Origin of the sequence: Enterobacter cloacae complex sp. P24RS, assembly GCF_014982165.1 — a bacterium.
GTDB lineage: Bacteria > Pseudomonadota > Gammaproteobacteria > Enterobacterales > Enterobacteriaceae > Enterobacter > Enterobacter quasihormaechei.
On the sequence record NZ_JADCKU010000014.1, the window covers coordinates 81,427 to 106,296 of the forward strand.

The 24,870-nt window shown below is 54.6% G+C and carries 25 protein-coding genes; 12 read left to right on the top strand and 13 right to left on the bottom strand.

What is annotated here, in order from left to right; all coding sequences use genetic code 11:
* Positions 1-248: 248 nt before the first annotated feature.
* The 6 genes from topA (at position 249) to acnA (ending at position 7,735) form a co-directional block, all read left to right on the top strand.
* On the top strand, positions 249-2,846 hold the full coding sequence (gene topA / locus INF58_RS15525) for a type I DNA topoisomerase (protein WP_193528032.1): 2,598 nt from the start codon (positions 249-251) through the stop codon (positions 2,844-2,846).
* Positions 2,847-3,032: 186 nt separating this feature from the next.
* Entirely contained in the window at positions 3,033-4,007 is a 975-nt protein-coding gene (cysB, locus tag INF58_RS15530) for an HTH-type transcriptional regulator CysB (RefSeq protein ID WP_006810844.1), read from the top strand.
* A 336-nt stretch (positions 4,008-4,343) separates the two neighbouring features.
* On the top strand, positions 4,344-4,484 hold the full coding sequence (locus tag INF58_RS15535) for a YmiA family putative membrane protein (protein WP_216636322.1): 141 nt from the start codon (positions 4,344-4,346) through the stop codon (positions 4,482-4,484).
* A gap of 2 nt (positions 4,485-4,486) precedes the next feature.
* A complete protein-coding gene (locus INF58_RS15540) occupies positions 4,487-4,657 on the top strand; it encodes a hypothetical protein (RefSeq protein ID WP_063866560.1) in 171 nt (56 codons plus the stop codon).
* Between the two features lie 134 nt (positions 4,658-4,791).
* The gene (gene ymiC / locus INF58_RS20980; RefSeq protein WP_063452276.1) at positions 4,792-4,893 is read left to right on the top strand and encodes a small membrane protein YmiC; all 102 of its coding nucleotides are present in this window, start codon (positions 4,792-4,794) and stop codon (positions 4,891-4,893) included.
* Positions 4,894-5,059: 166 nt separating this feature from the next.
* Positions 5,060-7,735, top strand: coding sequence for an aconitate hydratase AcnA (gene acnA, locus INF58_RS15545; protein WP_193528033.1), 2,676 nt, complete (start codon positions 5,060-5,062; stop codon positions 7,733-7,735).
* 37 nt (positions 7,736-7,772) lie between these two features.
* Here the strand turns inward: acnA and ribA are convergent, their stop codons facing one another.
* Complete coding sequence (gene ribA / locus INF58_RS15550; protein WP_013096372.1) at positions 7,773-8,363, bottom strand: GTP cyclohydrolase II; 591 nt, start codon at positions 8,361-8,363, stop codon at positions 7,773-7,775.
* A 197-nt stretch (positions 8,364-8,560) separates the two neighbouring features.
* Between ribA and pgpB the strand changes: the two genes are divergently transcribed.
* The 5 genes from pgpB to yciH all read left to right on the top strand — a co-directional run bounded on the left by pgpB (position 8,561) and on the right by yciH (position 12,210).
* Positions 8,561-9,328: a phosphatidylglycerophosphatase B gene (pgpB, locus tag INF58_RS15555; RefSeq protein WP_193528034.1), complete on the top strand. Its 768-nt coding sequence runs from the start codon at positions 8,561-8,563 to the stop codon at positions 9,326-9,328.
* A gap of 148 nt (positions 9,329-9,476) precedes the next feature.
* The gene (locus INF58_RS15560; RefSeq protein WP_006810839.1) at positions 9,477-9,785 is read left to right on the top strand and encodes a LapA family protein; all 309 of its coding nucleotides are present in this window, start codon (positions 9,477-9,479) and stop codon (positions 9,783-9,785) included.
* A 6-nt stretch (positions 9,786-9,791) separates the two neighbouring features.
* Positions 9,792-10,961: a lipopolysaccharide assembly protein LapB gene (lapB, locus tag INF58_RS15565; protein WP_063452279.1), complete on the top strand. Its 1,170-nt coding sequence runs from the start codon at positions 9,792-9,794 to the stop codon at positions 10,959-10,961.
* A gap of 185 nt (positions 10,962-11,146) precedes the next feature.
* Positions 11,147-11,884 (top strand): orotidine-5'-phosphate decarboxylase, encoded by a 738-nt coding sequence (gene pyrF / locus INF58_RS15570; RefSeq protein ID WP_193528035.1) that lies wholly within the window; start codon positions 11,147-11,149, stop codon positions 11,882-11,884.
* Positions 11,884-12,210, top strand: coding sequence for a stress response translation initiation inhibitor YciH (gene yciH, locus INF58_RS15575; protein ID WP_193528036.1), 327 nt, complete (start codon positions 11,884-11,886; stop codon positions 12,208-12,210). The genes pyrF and yciH overlap by 1 nt, the downstream gene beginning before the upstream one ends.
* Before the next feature lie 105 nt (positions 12,211-12,315).
* On the opposite strand, the gene osmB is transcribed toward yciH, so the two are convergent.
* From osmB to INF58_RS15610, 7 genes are all read right to left on the bottom strand, one after another.
* Complete coding sequence (gene osmB, locus INF58_RS15580; protein WP_017384212.1) at positions 12,316-12,534, bottom strand: osmotically-inducible lipoprotein OsmB; 219 nt, start codon at positions 12,532-12,534, stop codon at positions 12,316-12,318.
* A 262-nt stretch (positions 12,535-12,796) separates the two neighbouring features.
* Positions 12,797-13,549, bottom strand: a complete 753-nt coding sequence (locus tag INF58_RS15585) for a DNA-binding transcriptional regulator YciT (protein WP_107535470.1) — start codon at positions 13,547-13,549, stop codon at positions 12,797-12,799.
* Between the two features lie 37 nt (positions 13,550-13,586).
* Positions 13,587-13,769: a hypothetical protein gene (locus tag INF58_RS15590; protein ID WP_063867062.1), complete on the bottom strand. Its 183-nt coding sequence runs from the start codon at positions 13,767-13,769 to the stop codon at positions 13,587-13,589.
* 418 nt (positions 13,770-14,187) lie between these two features.
* Positions 14,188-16,122 carry an exoribonuclease II gene (locus INF58_RS15595; RefSeq protein ID WP_063866567.1) on the bottom strand — a complete coding sequence of 645 codons (1,935 nt, stop codon included), beginning with the start codon at positions 16,120-16,122 and terminating at the stop codon, positions 14,188-14,190.
* Between the two features lie 88 nt (positions 16,123-16,210).
* Positions 16,211-17,197 carry a CMD domain-containing protein gene (locus INF58_RS15600; protein WP_193528037.1) on the bottom strand — a complete coding sequence of 329 codons (987 nt, stop codon included), beginning with the start codon at positions 17,195-17,197 and terminating at the stop codon, positions 16,211-16,213.
* 152 nt (positions 17,198-17,349) lie between these two features.
* Entirely contained in the window at positions 17,350-18,138 is a 789-nt protein-coding gene (gene fabI / locus INF58_RS15605; protein WP_003856831.1) for an enoyl-ACP reductase FabI, read from the bottom strand.
* A 260-nt stretch (positions 18,139-18,398) separates the two neighbouring features.
* The gene (locus INF58_RS15610) at positions 18,399-18,815 is read right to left on the bottom strand and encodes a RidA family protein (protein WP_193528038.1); all 417 of its coding nucleotides are present in this window, start codon (positions 18,813-18,815) and stop codon (positions 18,399-18,401) included.
* Between the two features lie 133 nt (positions 18,816-18,948).
* Between INF58_RS15610 and INF58_RS15615 the strand changes: the two genes are divergently transcribed.
* Entirely contained in the window at positions 18,949-19,539 is a 591-nt protein-coding gene (locus tag INF58_RS15615; RefSeq protein ID WP_193528039.1) for a TetR/AcrR family transcriptional regulator, read from the top strand.
* On the opposite strand, the gene sapF is transcribed toward INF58_RS15615, so the two are convergent.
* Genes sapF through sapA form a run of 5 tightly spaced genes read right to left on the bottom strand, consistent with a single transcriptional unit; the run spans position 19,536 to position 24,815 of the window.
* The gene (gene sapF / locus INF58_RS15620) at positions 19,536-20,342 is read right to left on the bottom strand and encodes a putrescine export ABC transporter ATP-binding protein SapF (RefSeq protein ID WP_003856838.1); all 807 of its coding nucleotides are present in this window, start codon (positions 20,340-20,342) and stop codon (positions 19,536-19,538) included. The two genes, INF58_RS15615 and sapF, sit on opposite strands and share 4 nt — an antisense overlap.
* 1 nt (position 20,343) lies before the next feature.
* A complete protein-coding gene (gene sapD, locus INF58_RS15625) occupies positions 20,344-21,336 on the bottom strand; it encodes a putrescine export ABC transporter ATP-binding protein SapD (protein WP_063866571.1) in 993 nt (330 codons plus the stop codon).
* A complete protein-coding gene (gene sapC / locus INF58_RS15630) occupies positions 21,336-22,226 on the bottom strand; it encodes a putrescine export ABC transporter permease SapC (protein WP_063452289.1) in 891 nt (296 codons plus the stop codon). Before sapC ends, sapD begins: the two co-directional genes overlap by 1 nt.
* Complete coding sequence (gene sapB, locus INF58_RS15635; RefSeq protein WP_063452290.1) at positions 22,213-23,178, bottom strand: putrescine export ABC transporter permease SapB; 966 nt, start codon at positions 23,176-23,178, stop codon at positions 22,213-22,215. Before sapB ends, sapC begins: the two co-directional genes overlap by 14 nt.
* Positions 23,175-24,815 carry an ABC transporter substrate-binding protein SapA gene (gene sapA / locus INF58_RS15640; RefSeq protein WP_193528040.1) on the bottom strand — a complete coding sequence of 547 codons (1,641 nt, stop codon included), beginning with the start codon at positions 24,813-24,815 and terminating at the stop codon, positions 23,175-23,177. Before sapA ends, sapB begins: the two co-directional genes overlap by 4 nt.
* Positions 24,816-24,870 lie beyond the last annotated feature (55 nt).

Below are 24,870 nucleotides of genomic sequence, written 5' to 3' on the forward strand. Positions count from 1 at the left end.
CAGTGTGCGCTTTCGTCATTCTGGCAACAGAATTGCTTGACATTCGACCGGGAATTCGTCACGAATGAACTTTGATGTGAGAAAAATACCCGAAAACTCAATGACCTGGATGTCGCCATTCTGACGTTCGGTAAGACATAGGGGTTGATATCCCCTGACGACGTCGCAATATCAATGGCTCGTCGTCAGCGGAAGGGAAATCAACGTGCGGCGTATTCCTGGAAGAATTAAATTAGGTAAAGGTGAATATGGGTAAAGCTCTCGTCATCGTTGAGTCCCCGGCAAAAGCCAAAACGATCAATAAATATCTGGGCAATGACTACGTGGTTAAGTCCAGCGTTGGTCACATTCGCGATTTGCCGACCAGTGGCTCAGCCAGCAAAAAGAGCGCAGACTCTACCTCCACCAAAGGGGCTAAAAAGCCTAAAAAGGATGAACGTAGCGCGCTTGTCAACCGCATGGGTGTTAACCCATGGCACAACTGGGATGCACAATACGAAGTGCTGCCAGGCAAAGAAAAAGTCGTTAACGAGCTGAAGCAGCTTGCTGAAAAAGCAGACCACATTTATCTCGCAACCGACCTTGACCGCGAAGGGGAGGCCATCGCATGGCACCTGCGGGAAGTGATCGGGGGTGATGACAAACGCTACAGCCGCGTAGTGTTTAACGAAATTACAAAGAATGCGATTCGTCAGGCGTTTGAAAAGCCGGGTGAACTGAATATCGACCGCGTCAACGCTCAGCAGGCGCGTCGCTTTATGGACCGCGTTGTAGGCTACATGGTCTCGCCGCTGCTGTGGAAAAAGGTCGCGCGCGGCCTGTCTGCGGGGCGCGTGCAGTCCGTGGCCGTTCGTCTGGTTGTTGAACGCGAACGCGAAATCAAAGCGTTCGTCCCGGAAGAGTTCTGGGAAGTGGATGCCAACGTCACCACGCCGGGCGGCGATGCGCTGCCGTTGCAGGTGAGCCACCACAACGACAAGCCGTTCCGTCCTGAAAATCGCGACCAGACCATGGCCGCCGTGGCGCTGCTGGAAAAAGCGCGTTATCAGGTTCTGGATCGTGAAGACAAACCGACCAGCAGCAAGCCTGGCGCACCGTTTATCACGTCAACGCTCCAGCAGGCGGCAAGCACGCGTCTGGGTTACGGCGTTAAGAAAACCATGATGATGGCCCAGCGTCTGTATGAAGCGGGTTACATTACCTACATGCGTACTGACTCCACCAACCTGAGCCAGGACGCTGTCAGCATGGTGCGCGGTTATATTGAGGATAACTTCGGTAAGAAATACCTGCCGGACAGTCCTAATCAGTACGCCAGCAAAGAGAACTCTCAGGAAGCGCACGAAGCGATTCGTCCTTCTGACGTTTCCGTCCTGGCCGAATCGCTGAAGGATATGGAAGCGGACGCGCAGAAGCTGTATCAGCTGATCTGGCGCCAGTTCGTGGCCTGCCAGATGACGCCAGCGAAATACGACTCCACCACGCTGACCGTTGGTGCGGGTGATTTCCGCCTGAAAGCGCGCGGTCGTATCCTGCGCTTCGACGGCTGGACAAAAGTGATGCCTGCGCTGCGCAAAGGTGATGAAGACAGAACGCTGCCTTCGGTCAACAAAGGGGACGAGCTGTCGCTGGTCGATCTGGTCCCGGCTCAGCACTTCACCAAGCCGCCTGCGCGTTTTAGCGAAGCATCGCTGGTAAAAGAGCTGGAAAAACGCGGCATCGGTCGCCCGTCTACCTATGCGTCAATCATTTCGACCATTCAGGATCGTGGATACGTTCGCGTTGAGAACCGTCGTTTCTATGCTGAAAAAATGGGTGAGATTGTCACCGACCGACTGGAAGCTAACTTCCGTGAGCTGATGAACTATGACTTCACCGCGCAGATGGAAGACAGCCTCGATGAGGTTGCCAGCCATAAGGCCGAGTGGAAGAAAGTTCTCGACAGCTTCTTCAGCGATTTTACCAGCCAGCTTGAGAAAGCTGAGAAAGATCCTGAAGAAGGCGGCATGCTGCCTAACCAGATGGTGCTCACCAGCATCGACTGCCCAACCTGTGGCCGTAAAATGGGAATTCGTACCGCAACAACGGGCGTATTCCTCGGTTGTTCTGGTTATGCACTTTCTCCGAAAGAGCGCTGCAAAACCACCATCAATCTCGTGCCGGAGAACGAAGTTCTCAACGTGCTGGAAGGGGACGATGCGGAAACCAACGCGCTGCGCGCCAAACGCCGCTGTAAGAAATGCGGCACGGCGATGGACAGCTATCTGATCGATCCGAAACGTAAGCTGCACGTTTGCGGTAATAACCCGACCTGCGACGGTTATGAGATCGAAGAAGGCGAGTTCCGCATTAAGGGCTATGACGGTCCGGTCGTGGAGTGTGAGAAATGTGGTTCCGAAATGCACCTGAAAATGGGACGCTTCGGTAAGTACATGGCATGTACCAACGACGACTGTAAAAACACGCGTAAGATCCTGCGTAACGGTGAAGTTGCGCCGCCGAAGGAAGATCCGGTTCCGCTTCCGGAACTGCCGTGCGAGAAGTCAGACGCCTATTTCGTCCTGCGTGACGGCGCTGCCGGGGTGTTCCTGGCCGCTAACACCTTCCCGAAATCGCGCGAGACTCGTGCGCCGCTGGTCGAAGAACTGTACCGCTTCCGCGATCGCCTGCCGGAGAAACTGCGTTACCTGGCCGATGCGCCACAGCAGGATCCGGAAGGCAACAAAACCGTGGTGCGTTTCAGCCGTAAAACGAAGCAGCAGTATGTGGCGGCAGAAAAAGAGGGTAAAGCGACCGGCTGGTCAGCCTTCTTTATCGACGGTAAATGGGTTGAAGGCAAAAAATAATCTGCTCTTACCGTAACTTACCTGTGAAAGGGCCGGATCTCCGGCCCTTTTTTATTACCTCGTTATTATTTTTTGTTCCGTACTATACAGCCTGGCTATAAATGATATAGTGGTTATAGTTAACCCGTTTCTTATTATTAAATCGTCTTAAGCGATTGTCGCGTGCGTTAAATCGGATGGTCTGGCATGAAATTACAGCAGCTTCGCTATATCGTTGAGGTCGTTAATCACAACCTTAATGTCTCTTCCACCGCAGAAGGCCTTTATACCTCGCAGCCCGGCATCAGCAAGCAGGTGCGTATGCTGGAGGATGAGTTGGGTATTCAGATATTTGCCCGCAGCGGTAAGCACCTGACGCAGGTCACGCCGGCAGGACAGGAAATTATCCGCATTGCGCGGGAAGTGCTTTCCAAAGTTGATGCCATTAAATCCGTTGCAGGGGAACACACCTGGCCGGATAAAGGCTCACTGTATATTGCCACCACGCACACCCAGGCGCGTTACGCGCTTCCCGGGGTGATTAAAGGTTTCATTGAACGCTATCCCCGCGTTTCCCTGCATATGCATCAGGGATCGCCGACACAAATTGCCGAGGCCGTGTCCAAAGGTAATGCCGATTTTGCCATCGCGACGGAAGCCCTTCATCTGTACGATGACCTGGTTATGTTGCCGTGCTACCACTGGAACCGCTCCATTGTCGTGACTCCTGACCATCCGCTGGCGGGGAAGGGTGAAGTGACAATAGAAGAGCTGGCGCAATACCCGCTGGTAACCTATACGTTCGGTTTTACGGGCCGTTCTGAGCTGGACACCGCTTTTAACCGCGCCGGATTAACGCCTCGGATTGTCTTCACCGCGACGGACGCGGACGTCATAAAAACCTACGTGCGTCTGGGCCTGGGCGTGGGGGTTATTGCCAGCATGGCGGTGGATCCTGTCTCAGACCCGGATCTGGTGCGTCTGGACGCGCATGATATTTTCAGCCACAGCACCACCAAGATTGGTTTTCGTCGCAGCACGTTCCTGCGCAGCTATATGTATGATTTTATTCAACGCTTCGCGCCCCATTTAACGCGTGACGTGGTAGATACGGCCGTAGCGTTACGTTCCAACGAAGATATTGAAGAGATGTTTAAAGACATCAAACTTCCTGCCAAATAATCACATCCGGTATCTTTCTCCTGCGGAAAGATACCGCCATTCCTCTTTAAGCTAAATTAGAATTAACCGCATTTGCGCCGACTGTCATATATCGTCATAACCCATTTGATGATTGGGGTTTTACTGTCGCAAATTTGCGACAAAAGTAGAAACTAATTTACAGGTGTGCAAATTATTCTTTTCAATTATTTATTTCTGGTCAAAAGATTGAATTTTTCCCAGGCCCAGATGCGTAAATTCACTGGCTTTTCGGCTAAAGTTTCTTTAGGATTTATCTCATCAGATGATTACTTGTGCCAATTGTTTGGTCTCTAAATGATAAGCGATGTCGATTGTATGAGGTTAGCAATGCCGTCAGGAAGTGAAGAACCGCAAAGGGATCCCGCACTTAAGCGTAAAGCCTGGCTGGCGGTCTTTCTTGGCTCTGCCCTGTTCTGGGTGGTGGTTGCTCTCCTTGTCTGGAAATTCTGGGGTTGAATATGGTCATGACGGTGCGTACGGAAGTGCGAAAAGAGATATGTCAGCTTCGTGACAATGCTCACAAAGCGCGCAAGGTGCCAGCAACCAGCGTGCCAGCCTCCTGGAAACTGACGCCACAGCAGCAGGCCTTTATTGATGTGTTCGCGGAAGACGAGCCCAAAAAACAATAATTTTGCTTTTTGCGTAACGATGCAAATAGTCTGAATAAAGACTGTGCGCTTTTGTACTCTTTAATAAATACACATCAGCAATATAGATCGAGGGCAGACCTCGGAACCTCAAATAATTAAAGACTGGTGTCCCTATGACAAATAACATGACAACCGTAAAATACTGGTCATGGCTCGGCGTATTCTCAGCGTCGATCCTCTTCTGGTGTCAGCTTATCTGGCTGGCTCTCCACTAAATCGTAAAACCTCGCCACGGCGGGGTTTTTTTGTTTTATCCCTCGCGTTGGACCATTCCGAAATTTATCAATTTGGGTTGTTATCAAAACGTTACGACATCTTTGTGTTATCTTTAATTACAGCCCTGATGATTGTCAGGACATCCCTGTTTTTAAGGAGGAGCTTATGTCGTTAACCCTACGCGAAGCCAGTAAGGACACGTTACAGGCGGAAAATAAAACCTGGCACTACTACAGCTTACCGCTGGCTGCCAGCACGCTTGGGGACATTTCGCGGTTGCCCAAGTCGTTGAAAGTCTTACTGGAAAACCTCTTACGCTGGCAGGATGGCGACTCGGTTACCGAGGAGGATATCCAGGCTCTGGCAGGGTGGCTTAAGAATGCACATGCAGACAGAGAAATTGCCTATCGCCCGGCCAGGGTGCTGATGCAGGACTTCACCGGCGTGCCGGCGGTTGTGGATTTGGCCGCCATGCGTGAAGCCGTCAAGCGTCTCGGGGGCGATACCGCTAAGGTTAATCCGCTCTCCCCGGTAGACCTCGTCATCGACCACTCCGTCACCGTCGACCACTTCGGTGACGACGATGCTTTCGGCGAAAACGTCCGTCTGGAAATGGAACGTAACCATGAACGCTACGTATTCCTTAAATGGGGTCAGCAGGCGTTCAGCCGCTTCAGCGTCGTTCCACCGGGCACCGGAATTTGCCACCAGGTGAACCTGGAATATCTTGGTAAAGCCGTCTGGAGTGAATTGCAGGATAAGGAGTGGGTTGCGTACCCGGATACGCTGGTGGGCACCGACTCTCACACAACCATGATTAACGGCCTCGGCGTACTGGGCTGGGGCGTGGGCGGTATCGAAGCGGAAGCGGCCATGCTTGGCCAGCCGGTATCGATGCTCATTCCCGATGTGGTGGGCTTTAAGCTGACCGGTAAGCTGTCCGAAGGCATTACCGCCACGGATCTGGTCCTGACGGTCACCCAGATGCTGCGTAAGCATGGCGTGGTAGGCAAATTCGTTGAATTTTATGGTGATGGCCTGGATTCTCTGCCGCTGGCGGACCGCGCCACCATCGCCAATATGGCACCGGAATATGGCGCAACCTGCGGCTTTTTCCCGATTGATGGCGTAACGCTTGAGTACATGCGTCTCAGCGGTCGCAGCGAGGAGCAGGTTGCCCTCGTCGAGGCTTACACTAAAGCGCAGGGCATGTGGCGTAACCCGGGCGACGAGCCGGTATTTACCAGTACGCTGGAGCTGGATATGGGCACCGTTGAGGCAAGCCTCGCAGGGCCGAAACGTCCTCAGGACCGCGTCGCGCTGAGCAACGTACCGAAAGCTTTTGCCGCCAGCAATGAGCTGGAGGTCAATGCCGCGCAAAAAGATCACCGTCCGGTGGACTACGTGCTCAACGGGCATCAGTATCAGCTCCCTGACGGCGCCGTGGTAATCGCCGCTATTACCTCCTGTACCAACACGTCCAACCCGAGCGTGCTAATGGCCGCCGGGCTGCTGGCGAAAAAGGCGGTCGAGCTGGGGCTTAAGCCACAGCCGTGGGTGAAAGCGTCTCTGGCGCCGGGCTCGAAAGTGGTGTCTGATTATCTGGCGCAGGCCAGACTCACGCCTTATCTCGACGAGCTGGGCTTTAACCTGGTGGGCTATGGCTGTACCACCTGTATCGGTAACTCGGGTCCACTGCCTGAACCTATTGAAGTGGCGATCAAGCAGGGGGATTTGACCGTGGGCGCGGTGCTTTCCGGTAACCGAAACTTTGAAGGGCGTATTCATCCGCTGGTGAAGACCAACTGGCTGGCCTCGCCACCACTGGTTGTGGCTTACGCTCTGGCCGGAAACATGAACATTAACCTGGCGACCGATCCGATTGGTCACGATCGCAAGAATGAACCGGTCTATCTGAAAGACATCTGGCCATCATCGCGTGAAATTGCGCGTGCGGTCGAGAAAGTCTCCACCGAGATGTTCCGCAAAGAGTATGCGGAAGTGTTCGAAGGGACACCGGAGTGGAAAACGATCGACGTGGTGGGTTCCGATACCTATGACTGGCAGGATGATTCCACCTATATCCGCCTGTCGCCATTCTTCGATGAGATGCTGGCAGAGCCCGCACCGCTGAAGGATATTCAGGGTGCGCGGATCCTGGCCATGCTGGGGGACTCCGTCACGACTGACCATATCTCCCCGGCGGGAAGCATCAAGGCGGATAGCCCTGCGGGACGTTATCTGCAAAGCCGGGGCGTGGAGCGACGTGATTTTAACTCCTACGGCTCGCGTCGCGGTAACCACGAAGTGATGATGCGCGGGACCTTTGCCAACATCCGCATTCGTAATGAAATGGTGCCTGGCGTGGAAGGGGGCATGACGCGCCACCTGCCGGATACGGAGGTCATTTCAATTTATGACGCTGCCGTGAAGTATCAGCAGGAGGGGACACCGCTGGCCGTGATTGCCGGGAAAGAGTACGGCTCCGGCTCCAGCCGCGACTGGGCTGCGAAAGGCCCGCGTCTGCTGGGGGTTCGCGTGGTCATTGCCGAATCCTTTGAGCGTATTCACCGTTCAAACCTGATCGGGATGGGGATCCTGCCGCTTGAGTTTCCGCAGGGCGTTACGCGTAAAACGCTGGGGCTGACCGGGGAAGAGCAGATTGATATCAGCGGTCTGCAAAATCTGCAACCGGGTAAAACGGTGCCCGTAAAGTTAACGCGTGCAGACGGTCGAACGGAGGTGCTGGAGTGCCGGTGTCGCATTGATACCGCAACAGAACTGACCTATTACCAGAACGAAGGCATTTTGCATTATGTGATTCGTAAGATGCTGGACTGATAAAACTCGCCCGGCAGACGTGCCGGGCGTTTTGCGATTACTCGCTCAGCAGATGGCCCATTTTGGCGGCTTTGGTATCGAGGTAGTGCGCGTTTTTCGGGTTGCGGCCAACAATCAGCGGCACGCGCTCAACGATGTTGATGCCCGCTTCAGTAAGGATCTCTACTTTTTTCGGGTTGTTGGTCAACAGACGCACTTCGTCCACGCCCAGCAGCTTGAACATATCCGCGCACAGGGTGAAATCGCGTTCGTCAGCAGCAAAGCCGAGCTGATGGTTGGCTTCGACCGTATCGTAGCCCTGATCCTGCAACGCATAGGCGCGGATTTTATTCAGCAGCCCGATATTGCGGCCTTCCTGGCGGTGATACAGCAGTACGCCACGGCCTTCCTCTGCGATATGAGAAAGGGCGGCTTCGAGCTGGAAACCGCAGTCACAGCGCAGGCTGAACAGCGCGTCACCGGTCAGACACTCTGAATGAACGCGAGACAGTACCGGCGTCTGTCCTGAAATGTCACCGTATACGAGCGCGACGTGATCTTGTCCGGTTGCCAGTTCTTCAAAACCCACCATCAGGAAATCGCCCCATGGGGTTGGCAGTTTGGCTTCTGCCACACGTTTAAGCTGCATGTGATTCTCCAGAGAAGGCTGACACGTTTCGTGTCTGTGCCCCATTTTGCTTTCTGTATTCGCCTATTTTGCCACAAGCCCGGCAACTTCACCTAATCACCACCACGCTATACGGACGTTAAACGCACGATCCGACATATCCACCAGAATGATGAAATTCAGTTATGATTGTGGTGCTTAGTCAAAAAGGAGAGGACATGCTTTCAATTGCCAGACGTACGGCCGCCGGGGCCGCCGTATTGCTTGTTATACCCCTTGTCGTTTGGTTCTCCGGCTGGATGTGGCAGCCTGGACATAACGAGACATGGCTGAAAGTCTTATACTGGATAACCGAAACGGTTACCCAGCCGTGGGGGATTATTACGCATGTGCTGCTGTGTGCATGGTTTCTGTGGTGCCTGCGCTTTCGCCTTCGCGCGGCGCTGGTGCTGTTTGCCATTCTCGGTGGCGCCATTCTTGTGGGGCAGGGTGTGAAGTCATGGGTGAAGGATCGCGTGCAGGAGCCCCGACCCTTTGTTGTCTGGCTGGAAAAAACGCACCATATTCCGGTAGATGAGTTCTACACTTTAAAGCGTAAGGATCGCGGGGCGCTGGTGAAAGAACAGCTTGCGGAACAGCAGGATATCCCGGCCTTTTTACGCAAACACTGGCAAAAAGAGACCGGCTTTGCCTTTCCTTCTGGTCATACAATGTTTGCTGCCAGTTGGGCGTTACTCGGCGTGGGGCTTCTGTGGCCGCGTCGGCGTACCCTCACTATTGCGATTTTGCTTGTCTGGGCGACAGGCGTAATGGGCAGCCGAATGCTGCTCGGGATGCACTGGCCGCGTGATTTGGTGGTGGCAACGCTGATCTCGTGGATACTGGTGACGCTGGCGACATGGCTTGCACAACGTTTTTGTGGACCACTGACGCCGCCGCCGCAAGAGGAGCAAGAAATAGCCGAAAGGGAGTCTGGCGGAACCTGAAGGTTGATATTCCGCAATTTGACCATAAATCCATGAAGGGCGCGTCACTTTTTCCATTTCGCGCCCGCCACTAAAATGGTAGCTTATAAGGCTGATTGCAGTGAGTTGAACACGCTTTATACGCTCGAACCACATAACGGGAAGTCATGTGAAATATTTACTCATTTTCTTACTGGTACTGGCGATTTTTGTCATTTCAGTCACATTGGGCGCGCAAAACGATCAACAGGTCAGTTTCAACTATCTGCTGGCGCAGGGCGAGTACCGGGTGTCGAGCCTGCTGGCCGTGTTGTTCGCAGCGGGTTTTGTCATTGGCTGGCTCGTATGCGGCCTGTTCTGGCTTAAGGTTCGTGTTTCTCTTGTTCGCGCTGAACGTAAAATTAAACGACTTGAACATCAACTTACGCCTGCGACTGACATTCCGGCGAGCTCTGGTGTGCCGGTAGTCAAGGAATAATCGAATATGCTGGAGTTGTTGTTTCTGCTTTTGCCTGTCGCCGCAGCCTATGGCTGGTATATGGGCCGCAGAAGCGCGCAACAAACAAAACAGGATGAAGCAAACCGACTCTCCCGTGACTACGTTGCGGGGGTGAACTTCCTGCTGAGCAATCAGCAGGATAAAGCGGTCGATCTGTTCCTCGACATGCTCAAAGAGGATACCGGCACCGTAGAGGCGCATCTCACCCTGGGAAACCTGTTCCGCTCGCGCGGAGAGGTTGACCGTGCCATCCGTATCCACCAGACCCTGATGGAAAGCGCGTCGTTGACCTATGAGCAGCGGTTGCTGGCCGTGCAGCAGTTGGGCAGAGATTATATGGCGGCGGGGCTTTACGATCGCGCTGAAGATATGTTCTCCCAGCTGGTGGATGAGACCGATTTCCGTATCGGTGCGCTTCAGCAGCTTCTGCAAATCTACCAGGCTACCAGCGACTGGCAAAAAGCGATTGATACCGCTGAACGGCTGGTCAAACTCGGCAAAGACAAACAGCGCGTTGAGATTGCCCACTTTTACTGCGAACTGGCCCTTCAGCAAATGGGTAGCGATGACATGGATAAAGCCATGGCATTGCTCAAGAAAGGCGCCGCGGCCGATCGCAACAGCGCCCGCATCTCGATCATGATGGGGCGGGTCTTCATGGCAAACGGTGACTACGCTAAAGCGGTGGAAAGCCTGCTTCGCGTTATCGATCAGGACAAAGAGCTGGTCAGCGAAACGCTGGAAATGCTGCAAACCTGCTATCAGCAGTTAGGTAAGCAGGATGAATGGGTTGCGTTTTTGCGCCGCTGCGTTGAAGAGAACACCGGGGCTACCGCCGAGCTGATGCTGTCCGACGTCGTTGAACAGCACGAAGGGAGTGATACCGCCCAGGTGTATATTACCCGTCAGTTGCAGCGCCATCCGACGATGCGTGTCTTTCACAAGCTGATGGATTACCACCTTAACGATGCAGAAGAGGGGCGCGCTAAAGAGAGTCTGATGGTGCTGCGAGACATGGTGGGCGAGCAGGTGCGGAGTAAACCGCGCTATCGCTGCCAGAAATGTGGCTTTACCGCTTACTCGCTCTACTGGCATTGCCCTTCATGCCGTGCGTGGTCCACCATTAAGCCAATCCGTGGTCTGGACGGGCAGTGAATTTTTTAAAACACCTGATTTTAGTTACAACATACTAATGGGTGCATTCATTCCGTCAGCACCGTGCGGTCTGTGGTTCAGCAGGAAAAGCATTCGATTCTGTTCATTTATGCCGATGGCAGGTAGAATGCACGCCGTTTATCTGTTTCGCGCCGCTGTGCGCCCATAGACGAAAAGGGCTGGTCATGACGTCTGTTACTTCCTCCACTTCCCGCGTAGTTACCGATTCTCCCGTTGTTGTTGCTCTGGATTACAATAACCGTGACGCCGCACTGGCCTTTGTTGATGGTATTGATCCCCGCGACTGCCGTCTGAAAGTCGGCAAAGAGATGTTTACGCTTTTCGGCCCGCAAATCGTTCGCGATCTGCACCAGCGTGGTTTCGACGTTTTCCTCGACCTGAAATTTCACGATATTCCTAATACCACTGCGCACGCCGTTGCTGCGGCGGCTGAACTGGGAGTGTGGATGGTTAACGTTCATGCTTCCGGCGGGGCACGGATGATGACAGCGGCGCGCGAAGCGCTGATGCCGTTTGGCAATGACGCACCGCTTCTGATCGCCGTCACCGTGCTGACCAGTATGGATGAATCCGACCTGCGCGACCTGGGTGTGACGTTGTCACCTGCCGAACATGCGGAGTGTCTCGCTCGCCTCACGCAACAGTGTGGCCTTGATGGGGTGGTCTGTTCCGCTCAGGAGGCGGTTCGTTTCAAAACTGAGTTAGGCCGCGACTTTAAGCTGGTGACGCCGGGTATTCGTCCGGCGGGCAGTGAGTCAGGAGATCAGCGACGCATCATGACGCCAGAGCAGGCGCTGAGCGCGGGTGTAGACTATATGGTGATTGGTCGCCCGGTGACGCAATCTGCTCATCCGGCAGAGACCCTGAAAGCGATTAATGCATCACTGAAAAAGGGGGCATAATGCGTGACGCCAACAGTCGTCTGGTCTATTCAACGGATACCGGGCGCATCGAAGCGCCAAAAGAGAAAGCGGAACGCCCGAAAGGCGATGGCATCGTGCGGATCCAGCGCCAGACCAGCGGCAGAAAGGGCAAAGGCGTTTGCCTGGTCACCGGCGTCGATCTGGATGATGCAGAGCTGGTAAAGCTCGCCGCTGAGCTTAAAAAGAAATGCGGATGCGGTGGGGCAGTGAAAGACGGCATTATTGAAATTCAGGGCGATAAACGCGATTTAATTAAATCGCTGCTGGAAGCCAAAGGCATGAAAGTCAAACTGGCGGGCGGCTAAAATAAATGAGCCACGGACATTGCCGTGGCTCTTTTTTTTTACGTGCGTAAGTCAGACCTGAAAATACAAAATATATTATTATACCGGTGAGAACCGTTATGGTGATTATTTGCCCACCTGGTGACCGATAACACCACCTACGGCAGCACCACCTAACGTACCCAGCGTACTACCATCCGTTAACACTGCACCACCAAGCGCACCAGCACCGGCACCAATTGCGGTGTTACGGTCACGTTTAGACCAGTTAGAGCAGGCGCTCAGGGACATTGCTACAGTGATTGCCAGAACAGCGGCGGCTAATTTTTTGCTGGTAAAGGTCATAATACTTTCTCCTGAATTATCGATTCACGGAAAGGAATGCATATTAAGTATAGACAATATTCATACCTAAATTCTGTTTCCGTGAAAGCTGGTCGCGCAGGCGTTTCATCATCACGCAGGTGATAGTCACTTCCTGTTATATCGCTAATATTAATTTTACGTATTTAGAAAGGTTTCAACAGGTAAAAACTCTTAAAGGAGGGATCGGAATAATCTCAGAGAAAGGTTTAAGTGCGCCCTTTATTCGGGCGCAGCAGGATAATCAGGCCGTTTTTTTCACAATATCAACAGTCAGGCCGTCCTGTTCTAATTGCTGGCGGTACTCCTCGCGCAAACGCTCATCCGTAATTACGCGGCTGAAGCGCGAAGCAGGCCCCATTGTATACGGGTGCACGGCACCAAACTTAGAGCTGTCGGTCAGCACAATTGCTTCACACTCTTTGGCGAGCACGGCGTTAACCACATCGGAGCGCATCATGTCGCGGCCGGTAAAACCGGTGTCAGGCTGCCAGCCGTCAATACCAATAAAGGCTTTGCTGAAGTGAACCTGCTGAACGTATTGACGCGTTAAAGGCCCCACCATGCTTTCGCTTTTCTTCTGGTAAATACCGCCCAGCAGGATCACCTCGCAGCGAGTCTCCTTCAACAGGTGGGCGATATAGCTGCTGACGGTGATGATAGTAATGTCTTTTTGATCGGCAAGCGTGCGTGCCAGAAGGGCGTTACTGCTGCCATTTTCAATAAAGACGGTCTCACCGTTATTCACTAAGGATGCTGCAAACTCAGCCAGCTCCCGCTTGAGCGCATAATTGTTCATCATGCGGGTTTCGACGTCGTCACTGTCCAGTGGAACGGCATAACCGTGCGCACGACGCAGGTAGCTCTGTTTTTCCAGAAGATTCAGATCCTGACGGATGGTGACTTCAGAAACGCCGGTGGCCTTAGCGAGATCGACCACGCTAACGCGTCCCTGATCGATCACCATCTGCAAAATGATTTGTTGTCGGGAATTCATAGCATCCATTTAAAAGACAAAGGCGGAAAAGACGTGGTTACACTTCCCACGGGGCTTTTGGTTGAGTGGAGTCTGGTGCGTTATCGGCGCCGTTCTCAGCCAGCAGTTCAGACTTGAGGATCTCAAGATTACGGATAGCAGAGTGATAATCGCCCGCGACAAGAATATCCAGCACGGTATCGATACGCTGTGCCACGGCTGCTGCATCAATGTTAGACATAAGCTCACCCTGAAGCGAAAAGTTAATATTATCAATGATGCAGAAAATTGATTCAAAAGAGAAGGTAAAAAATGCAATAACCAAATTCGTTAAATGAAAGTGAGAAATGTAAACCCTTAGGCTGCGGGTTCCAGGGGGGATTAGTGTAAAACGGCGCTAACGGGCATTCCTGGCCTGATAGTGCTTTAGCCATCGTTCGAATTCGGCAGCAGGCATGGGCTGAGCAAAAAGATAACCCTGCCGTTCGTTGACGCCGTTCTTCGTCAGAAAGGCGTCTTCTTTCGCGCTCTCCACCCCGCGGTATACATGGCGGTGGGATACTGAAAAGTATGAGTAAAAACGATGATTTTGCGGGAGATAGTACGGGAGAGAAGTATCGGCCATCCGTTAAGAAGATGGCCGATATTCCAGGTGATTATCAGGCGACAGGGCGCGCGATAATGCTGCGGGTTTCCATACGAACTTCAGCGATGGTGACATCAATCACGTCAGTGACCTTATAAACCGTTTCGCCTTTAATTTGCACGGTCCCGTTTTCCTGGCTGCAAACCAGCTCGTCGCGAACGGCATGCAGGAACGGGGCAGGGATAAAGGCTACGGCGCCATTATCCACCAGACGTACGCGCATACCGCCTCGGCTGATGTCGATAATTTCAGCCGGGAAACGGGTGTCAGTTCCTGCCTTATCATTCAGGAAGCGCGCGTATAACCAGTCACCGACATCACGCTCCGCCATACGGTTCAGACGGCGACGCTCTGCCATCTGCAACGTCGTATCATCCTGTGGGCGGGCAACGGATTCCCCTTTAACGATCGCTTTCAGCAGACGATGGTTAACCATGTCGCCGTACTTACGGATCGGGGAGGTCCAGGTAGCGTACGCCTCAAGGCCGAGACCAAAGTGCGGGCCTGGCTCGGTGCTGATTTCCGCGAAGGACTGGAAACGGCGAATACGGCTGTCAAGGAACCCTGACGGCTGCGCGTCCAGCTCGCGGCGCAGTTTGCAAAAACCTTGCAGGGTCAGCACTTCCTCAGGATCAACGTGTACGTCATGGGTTTTCAGCAGGGCAGCCAGCGCTTCGGTGTTCGCCGGATCGAACCCAGTGTGCACGTTGTAAATGCCGAAGCCTAATTTGTCGCGCAGCACGCGTGCGGCACAAATGTTGGCGGAAATCATCGCTTCTTCAACGATGCGGTTGGCAATACGGCGTGGCTCAGCGACGATGTTCAGCACTTCGCCTTTTTCACCCAGCACGAAACGGTAGTCCGGGCGATCCTTGAAGACCAGCGCGTGGGTCTGACGCCATTCGCTGCGGCTCAGGCAGACGCGGTGCAGCAGGCGAATTTGCGCGGCAATATTCTCAGAGTCAGGTGTCCAGTTACCGGTGTTCTCCAGCCAGTTGGAGACGTTGTCATAGGCAAGCTTGGCTTTGGATTCGATGGTGGCGGCGAAGAATTCGATATCTTCTTCAATGGTACCGTCAGCCGCGATGGTCATGCGGCACGCCAGTACTGGACGCACTTCATGGGGACGCAGGGAGCAGAGGTCGTCGGAAAGTTCGCGCGGCAGCATCGGGATGTTGAAGCCCGGCAGGTAGTTGGTGAATGAACGCACTTTGGCCATCTCGTCCAGCTTGCTGCCTTCGACAATCCATGCGGTAGGGTCGGCGATCGCAACGGTCAGATGCAGTTTGCCATCCGCGGCTTCTTCCGCGTACAGCGCGTCGTCCATATCCTCGGTGCTGGCGCTGTCGATGGTGACAAAGTCCAGCCCGGTCAGATCGCGACGCTCCAGTCCCTCGTCCTGCATTTCTGTCGCCACGCCATCCGGCGCCTCTTTTTCCAGGTTATGGCGCGCCAGCGTCACCCACCACGGCACGAAGTGGTCGTCGCCAAAGGTGATGAACTGGGTCAGCTCGGCGTAAAAGCCGCGATCGCCTTTTAACGGATGACGGCGCATCTCAGCAACGGCCCAGTCACCCTCTACGAAATCATGCTCAACGCCACGCGCGGCGCGGCACGGAATAGCCTCTTTCAGGAGAGGATGATCCGGCACGATAGAGAGACGATCGTCTTTTTTATGCACTTTCCCGACAAAGCGGGTCAGGAAAGGCTCGATCAGTGCTTCCGGCTCGGCAGACTCTCGTTCCTTTTCGGTATGAATAACGGCCGAAATGCGGTCGCCATGCATCACTTTCTTCATCTGAGGAGGCGGAATGAAGTAGCTCTTTTGTCCGTCAACTTCCAGAAAGCCAAAGCCCTTTTCCGTGGCTTTTACGACCCCTTCTGCACGCGGAGTCTGGGAATGCAGTTGCTGTTTAAGCTGCGCAAGCAGCGGGTTGTCCTGAAACATAATGTTCTATTTTCGTAGCCATTGAGCGGCTGACAGTTTTACGCGATTCTCACTGCTACAGCAAGCGCTCTTTAGGTAAAGAGTACGGTTATTCCTCTCTGCCGAGCGCCACGCGCAGGCGGTCCAGCCAACCATAAAACGCGTGCCGGGTGAGCAAATTAATGGCGGTTTCTGGCGGGATACCCGACTCGGTCAGGGGCGTTAACTGGGCGGCGCTAAAGCGATCCGGCGAAGCGGCGAGCAGCGTATGGGCGGCTGAGAGCATCGAAAAAGAGGGGCCTTCGCTTTGCGGATGGTTAACCAGAATGTCGCCCGTCAGATTAAGCAGCATCGGTTCATGGCACAGCACCGGCGTGAGCGCCTGTAGCGCCGGTTCCGCCTGCCAGCGTGAGAGTGCCTCAAGCTGAAGCGCGCTGGCATATTTTAGTTCAACCGCGGGTAGCGTGGCGGCCCATCTGCGGAAGCTGACCGGTAGCGTATGGGGCTGAATGTGGTGTCCGGGCAGCCAGCGTACCGGATGGCCGAGCAGCGCCTGAAACACCGCAACTACGCGTGCCTGAAAACCGATAAAACCGATGATCTGGTTGATAAGCACAATGTCATACGTCGTGAGCCCAACCTCATCAAGCTGGTATTGGGCTTTATCGTCGATGACATCGGGCGAGCTGGCTAACTGGCGGGCATATTGGGTGATTTCTGCAAGGCGTCGATTGCTTTCCCGGGAAGAGTCGGGGCCCGGAAGGGGGGCGAGCAGCGCCGCGTAGTGGTTACAGAGCCGCTGGACGCCACACGCCTGCGCAACCGTTAAGGCCGTACTCAGCCTGTCGTAGGCGCTAAGCGTATGCAGACGGTTAACAGGAGTATCAAGCGGGAACAGGAGGTGACAGAGAGCTCGGGCAGGCGAGAGCCAGCCAGCGCAGCTTGCGAGGACCTCATCAGGCAGGGCTAAATCGAGCAAAAAACGATCGTCGACGTTAGCGGCTTCAGGCACCAGCGGCAGAACATCCGTCTGCGAATGATTCGACTGGGTTTCATGATACCAGTGGCCTTTGCCGGAAAAACGGCGTTGTTCCATGGGCGTTCCTTGATCTCAAAATGGCGATCAATATCCTGGCGTAAGGCGGATGAGGGGAAAAATATTGTTAGGTGATAACAAATAGCAGAACGGAATAACGACGTGCGGGGAGGGAGAAAACTCTCTTCCCTGGCGGGAAGAGAGTAACAGGCTTATTTGATTTCCAGCTCGTTCATTGCAGCGATGTTGAAGCCGCCGTCAACGTGAACCACTTCGCCGGAGATACCCGCGGAAAGGTCAGAGCACAGGAATGCCGCAGAGTTACCCACATCTTCAATGGTAACGGTACGACGAATCGGGGTAACCGCTTCGCAGTGTGCCAGCATTTTACGGAAATCTTTGATGCCGGAAGCGGCCAGGGTACGGATTGGACCCGCAGAAATGGCGTTAACACGCACGCCTTCAGGACCCATTGCGTTCGCCATGTAGCGTACGTTGGCTTCCAGAGACGCTTTTGCCAGACCCATCACGTTGTAGTTAGGGATAGCACGTTCTGCACCCAGGTAGGACAGGGTCAGCAGGGCTGCGCCCGGGTTCAGCATCGCGCGGCAGGATTTTGCCATCGCAACGAAGCTGTAAGAGCTGATGTCGTGCGCGATTTTGAAGCCATCACGGGTAACCGCGTTCACGTAGTCGCCGTCCAGCTGGTCGCCTGGAGCGAAGCCGATGGAGTGAACAAAACCGTCGAATTTCGGCCATGCTTTTGCCAGTTCAGCAAACATGCCATCAATGCTTTCGTCTTGTGCAACGTCACATTCCAGAACAATGCTGGAACCCAGCTGCGCGGCAAATTCTTCAACACGGCCTTTCAGCTTGTCGTTCTGGTAGGTGAACGCCAGCTCAGCGCCTTCGCGATGCATAGCCTGTGCGATGCCGTATGCGATGGACAGTTTGCTGGCAACGCCAGTCACCAGAATGCGCTTACCGGAAAGAAAACCCATAGCTTTAATCCTTATATTCATTGCTTATTTTGCCTTGTAATTCATAGCGTTACAGGCAGTATTTCAAAATCATTCGAAATTAGCTCGAAATTATAGCCCACTCACAGCCCCTTGTGTCACGATATTTCTCGCTTCAGGGCGTTGACTGGGCTCATGGAAGACGTTGAACTGACGCTTCATCAGGCTGTTTCGTGCGTATTCCAGCAGTATATCACCGGGTGCTGGGTTCGCCTCATCCAACCAGAAGCTGGCCTTCACGCTTACAGGGGCGGATATTCATTCGCTGGCGAGGGGATTCGGGCAATAACCTTAATTTCAAAATCAAATCCGGCCAGCCAGTTAACGCCGATAGCCGTCCAGTTGGGGTAAGGTGGCTGCGGAAAGGCCCGTTTTTTCGCCTCCATGATGACGGGGAACTGGTTTTCAGGATCGGTATGAAACGTCGTGACATCAATCAGATCGTCAAACGTGCATCCTGCGGCGGCGAGAGTCGCCTGTAAATTATCGAATGCGAGTTGCACCTGAGCGACGAAGTCAGGTTCAGGCGTGCCATCGCTGCGGCTGCCGACCTGACCGGAAACAAATAACAGATCGCCAGAGCGAATGGCAGCCGAATAGCCATGCTCCTCATAAAGGGCATGTCGATTGGCAGGGAAGACAGGATTACGTGGAGGCATGGTATTTCCTTTTCTGTCAGAGGTGTTGTTGTGGTTACGCAAGAGAAGTAACATACGCGATGTATGTGAAAAAAAGGTAATTCACATACGCCGCGTATGTCAAATTAAAAATACCGCTTTTATAGGAAGTTCTATGGCTACAAAACGTCGTGCTGAAACGGCTCAGGAAAATCGCGAAAAAATGATTCAGGCGGCGCGGAAGGCTTTTGCTGAAAAAGGCTATGCCGCAGCGTCGATGGATGAACTGACGGCAAGCGTGGGGTTAACGCGCGGCGCGCTGTATCATAATTTTACCGATAAGAAAGGATTACTGGCGGCGGTGGTCGCGCAGATAGACAGCGAAATGGCGGCCAACGCGAAAGCCGTTGCCGCAGCCGCAGACGATGACTGGGAGAGACTGCTGGCGGAGGGTATCGCCTACATCAACATGGCGCTCGTTCCGGAAGTTCAGCGCATCGTGCTGCTTGACGGCCCGGCCGTACTGGGCGATCCGGCGCAATGGCCCAGCCAGAACAGCTGTCTTGAGTCGACTCGCTGCACCATCGAAACATTAATCGAACGCAACGTGCTTAAAAAAATGGATGCGAAAGTCGCAGCCCATTTGCTAAACGGCGCTGCGCTGAATGCTGCTTTGATGATTGCCGCGAGCGATGAGCCGCAGAAGACGCTGCCGCATGCCATTGAGGTGTTTACTCTGCTGGCAAGCGGGTTACGCAACGGCTAACGATCTTTCCGCCACGCGTCCGCCGTCAACGCTTCACCAAAGTGTCCGGCAATCAGGCGTTTTGTCAGATCGTGGAGCGGGGAGGCCAGCACGTCAGCGGTGCTGCCGCGCTCAACCACTTCACCCTGGTGCATCACCAGCACCTGATCGCTGATGTGCTTCATCATGCCCAGGTGCTGGGTCACGTAGATGTACGAGATCCCCTGCTTTTCCTGTAGCTCCAGCATCAGGTTGATGAGTTGCGAACGCATCGACATATCCAGCGACGCCAGCGCTTCGTCGGCGATAATCACCTTCGGGCGCAGGATCAGCGCGCGGGCCAGACCGAGACGCTGCTTTTGGCCCGGAGCCAGCATGTGGGGGTAATAGCTCACGTGGTCGGGCAGGAGGCCTACCAGACGCAGTGTTTCGACAATCCGTTTGCGACGCGCTTCCGGCTCCAGGTCGGTATTCAACCGCAACGGGAAGTCCAGGATCTGGGAAATACGCTGGCGCGGGTTGAGGGACGTCGACGGATCCTGAAATATCATCCGGATGCGCTGACTGCGGAAAGAGTAGTCACCAAATTCCAGAGGATGATCGTCAATCAGTATTTCACCGCCACTCGGCTCTACCATGCCCGCGAGCATTTTCGCGAGGGTTGATTTGCCCGAACCATTTTCACCGATAATCGCCAGCGTCTGCTTTTCGCGTAGCGTGAAGCTCAGCGGTTTAACCGCCTCGACGGTCTGACGGTGAAACAGGCCTGTACGATAGCGAAAGGTCTTACTCAGGTTACGCACTTCCAGTAAGGTTTCGACCATTTCACTCTCTCTCCATGTTCAGCGGGAAATGACAGGCAAACAGATGGTTTTTAGGCCCTGTCAGGCGCGGTGTTTCAATACATTTACGTTGAGCATACGGGCAACGCGGACCCAAACGGCAGCCAATGGGCAGCGACTCCAGCAGGGGGATCGCGCCGGGCAGGGTATTCAGACGGCTCTTGTGTGGCATCGCGCTGCCAAAGTCAGGGATCGCCCGAATCAACGCCTGCGTGTAGGGATGATGCGGCGTTGTCACCAGGTCTTCACTGGGCGCGGTTTCTACCGTCTGTCCGCAATACATCACGTCAATTTTATCCGCCCACTTGCTGAGCATTTGCAGGTCATGGCTGATCAGCAAAATGGTGGTGTTGTTATTCTGATTCAGACGCGTAAGCAGGCGGAAAATCTGCGCCTGGGTCGTTGGCTCCATCGCGTTCGTGGGTTCATCCGCAATCAGCAGACGCGGCTGATTGGCCAGGGCGATAGCTATCATCACTTTCTGGCATTCACCGTCGGTCAGTTCATACGGGAAGCTGCGCATTGCGTCTTTATGATCTTTGATCCCGACGCGGTGCAATAGCTCAACGGCACGGCGTTTACGCCAGCCGAAACGCTGCCACCAGCGGCCTTTATAGGTCCAGCCGGGAATGTTCTGCATCAGCTGTTTGCCCACGCGCTCGGACGGGTCAAGACAGGATTGCGGCTCCTGGAAAATCATCGAGACGTTATGGCCCACCAGCTTGCGGCGTTCTCGCGGTGAGAGACGCAACAGATCGATGTCGTCGAAGCGCATACGGTCGGCGGTGACGCGCCAGTTGTCTTTCGACACGCCGCAAATGGCTTTGGCGATCAGGCTTTTACCTGAACCCGATTCGCCCACCAGACCGCGGATTTCGCCTTCTGCAAGGGTAATGCTGATGCGATCCACGGCTTTAACCCAGCCTTCACCCGTTTTGATTTCGATGGTGAGGTTACGGATATCAAGTAACGGCATTATTGCACCCCCGCATTGATTGCGCGGCGGATCCCGTCGCCCAGCAGATTGATAAGCAGAACGCTCACCATAATGGCCGCGCCCGGCAGCATGACCGTCCACGGCGCAACGTAAATCAGCTCCAGCGCATCGCCGAGCATAGCGCCCCATTCCGGAGAAGGGAGCTGCGCGCCCAGGTCAAGGAAGCCCAGCGCCGCGATATCCAGAATCGCCATCGACAGGGCGCGGGTGATCTCCGTCACCAGCCCGGCGGCAATATTAGGCAGCACGGCAAACCACAGAATATTGAACGTAGTGGCACCGTCCAGACGGGCGGCGACGACATACTCTTTCTCCAGTTCGTCATGAACCAGGCTGTAAACCGAGCGCACCATGCGCGGCAGAATCGCCAGCCAGACGGCAAACATCGCGTGCGTCAGGTGCGGCCCCGCGAAGGCCACGACGATAATCGCCAGCAGCAACGAAGGAATAGAGAGCAGGGTATCCAGAATGTGGTTAAGCACGGCTGACCGCAGCCCGTGGGTTGATCCGGCAAAAATACCCAGCGCCAGGCCGCAGATCGCCGCGGCAAGCGTCACCACAAATGCGCCGCCCACCGTGGGGGCCGCGCCGCTCAGCAGGCGGCTTAGCACGTCGCGTCCGAGATCGTCAGTACCGAGGAAGAAAGAAACCTCCCCGTAGCGCGACCATGACGGCGGTAAAAGCTGGTAGCCAAGGAACTGCTGATCGATGCCATACGGCGCAAACCACGAACCCAAAACGCACAGCAACACGAGGCCAATGCAGCCGTAAAAGCCGATCATTGCCGTGGTGTCGCCGTAAAAATTACGCCACACGGTACGTAGCGCACCAGGTGTGCGCTTTTCGCTGTAGACGTTATCGTAAGGCATACCATTCCTTATGCTTCAACGGGTTGGCCATGGCACCCAAAATATCGGAAACAACGTTAACAATAATAACCAGTGAGCCAATCACCATCACGCCGGCGGAGATAGCCGCATAGTCCTGCTGGCGAATCGCGTTGATCATCCAGCGTCCAAGGCCCGGCCAGCTGAAGACCATCTCGGTGATCATCGCCAGCGTCAGCATGGTGGAGAATTGCAGCCCAAGACGGGGAATCACCGGCGGCAATGCATTGTGCAGCACGTGGCGGCGCAAAATCGTCAGACGAGACAGTCCACGCGTGGCCGCGGCTTTAACATAGTTTTGCTCGAAGACTTCGATGGTGCTGATACGCATCAGGCGGATCACTTCGGTGGTGGGCGCGACGGCCAGCGTGAGCACCGGCAGCACCATGTGGCGCAACGCGCTTACGATCATTTCGTCGCGCCAGACTGAATCAGAAAGCCAGGCGTCAACGATGGCGAAGCCGCTTACCGTTTGCACGTTATACAGCAGATCAAAACGCCCCGAAACCGGCAACCAGCCCAGCGTCAATGAGAAGAAAAGGGTTAGCAGCAGCGCCAGCCAGAAGACTGGGATAGAGAAGCCAATTAAGGCAAGCGCGCTGATGAATTTATCCTGCCATTTATTGCGATAAATTCCCGCCAGCATCCCCACCGGGATCCCCACCATAAGGGCAAAGCCGAAGGCGAGTATACACAGCTCCATGGTGGCCGGGAACACCACCTTAAGCTGCTCGGAGATGAGCTGTCCGTTGATGCTGGACACGCCGAAATCCCAGTGCAGCAGGCCGTTAAACCAGAACAGCCATGCGTCCCAGAGGGATGAGCCCTGAAGCGGGGCGTGCGGCGTAAAGTAGCTAAGGCTAAAGCCGACAAAGGTCAGTAAGAACAGGGTGACCAGCAGTAACAGCAGCCGACGCAAGGTAAAGATAATCATGGCTTTTTCACCTCTTGCTCTTTCTCACGGGTCACGCCCGCGAAGGAGGCGTTACCAAACGGGCTAAGTACCAGCCCTTTAATATCGTAACGGTAGGCCTGAAGGCGCAGGGAAGAGGCAAGCGGCAATACGGGCAGCTCTCTGGCCAGAATATTTTGCGCCTCATCGTAGGCTTCAATGCGTGACGCAAGCTGCTGGGACGCCAGCGCTTTTTGCAGCACGGCATCAAATTCACGGTTACACCAGTGGGCATAGTTGGTCTGGGAATTTATCGCTGCACAGCTCAGTAGCGGACGGAAGAAGCTGTCCGGATCGTTACTGTCGGTAGACCAGCCAGCCAGCGTTAAGTCGTGGTTCATGTCCATCAGCCGCGCCTCCTGGAAACGGCCTTCGACCGGAACGATGATCACCTTAACGCCCACCTGCGCCATATCTGCCTGCAACAGCTCGGCGGTTTTCAGCGGGCTGGGGTTCCACGCCTGAGAGCTGGTAGGCACCCAAAGCTGTAGCGTCAGGTTTTCTGCCCCCAGCGCTTTAAGCTGTTCGCGCGCTTTGGCCGGATTATATTCCGTGATCTTCGCCTCGCCGTCATAGGCCCATGAGGCACGCGGCAGAATCGAGGCGGCGGTTTCCGCGGTACCGTAGTAAATCGACTGCATCAGACGCTGATTGTTGATCGCTAACGCCAGCGCATGGCGCACGGCCGGATTATTCAGCGGCGGCTTATCGGTGTTAAATGCCAGATAAGCGATGTTCATTCCCGGGCGGAGGGTCAGGCGCAGGCGAGGGTCGTCGCGCAAAATCGTTAACTGGCTGGCCGCAGGCCACGCAAGGACGTCGCACTCGCCGGTCAGCAGTTTGGAGAGACGGCCAGTTCCTCCTGAACCCAGATCAACGATAACCTGCGGCATCAGCGGCTTGCCGCGCCAGAAATTATCGTGACGTTGCAGGCGAATGTATTGTCCGGCGCGGTACTCCGCCAGCTGGAACGGCCCTGTGCCCACGGGCTCACGATCGAGGCGTTCCTGACGATCCTTTTTCGTCAGCTGATCCGCGTACTCCGCTGACATGACGGAGGCGTAGTGCGTCGCCAGGTGCCAGAGGAAGGAGGCGTCCGGGTGCGTCAGGCGAAACTCAACGGTGCGGTTATCCAGCTTGCGCACGCTTTTGACCGTGTCCGCGAATTGCAGACTGTCGAAATAGGGGAAGTTGCTGCCGTTGACGTTATGCCATGGATGATTGCGGTTGAAGATGCGCTGGAAGGTGAAAACCACGTCATCCGCGTTGAGCTTGCGGGTTGGCGTAAACCACGGGGTGTGCTGAAAAGCAACATCATCGCGTAGACGGAAGCGGTACGTGGCGCCGTTATCCATTACTTCCCAGCTTTCGGCAAGCTCCGGAACCAGCCGATAGGTATAAGGATCGACGTCGAGCAGGCGATCGTAGAGCTGTGCGGCCAGCGTATCAACAATCAGGCCGCTCCCCGCTTTTTGCGGATTAAAGGTATCAACTTGCCCGCTGACGCAATAGACGAAACCACTCTCACGGATATCAGGGGGCACAGCGCGATCGGACGCAGCAAATGCCAGATTGCTGAACAGACCGAGTGCAAACAGGGACGATAAAACCAGGCGCATAGTTTTTAAGGTTTTTAGATTCGATCTGCAAAGTGTATCGCACTTACGCCTGCTT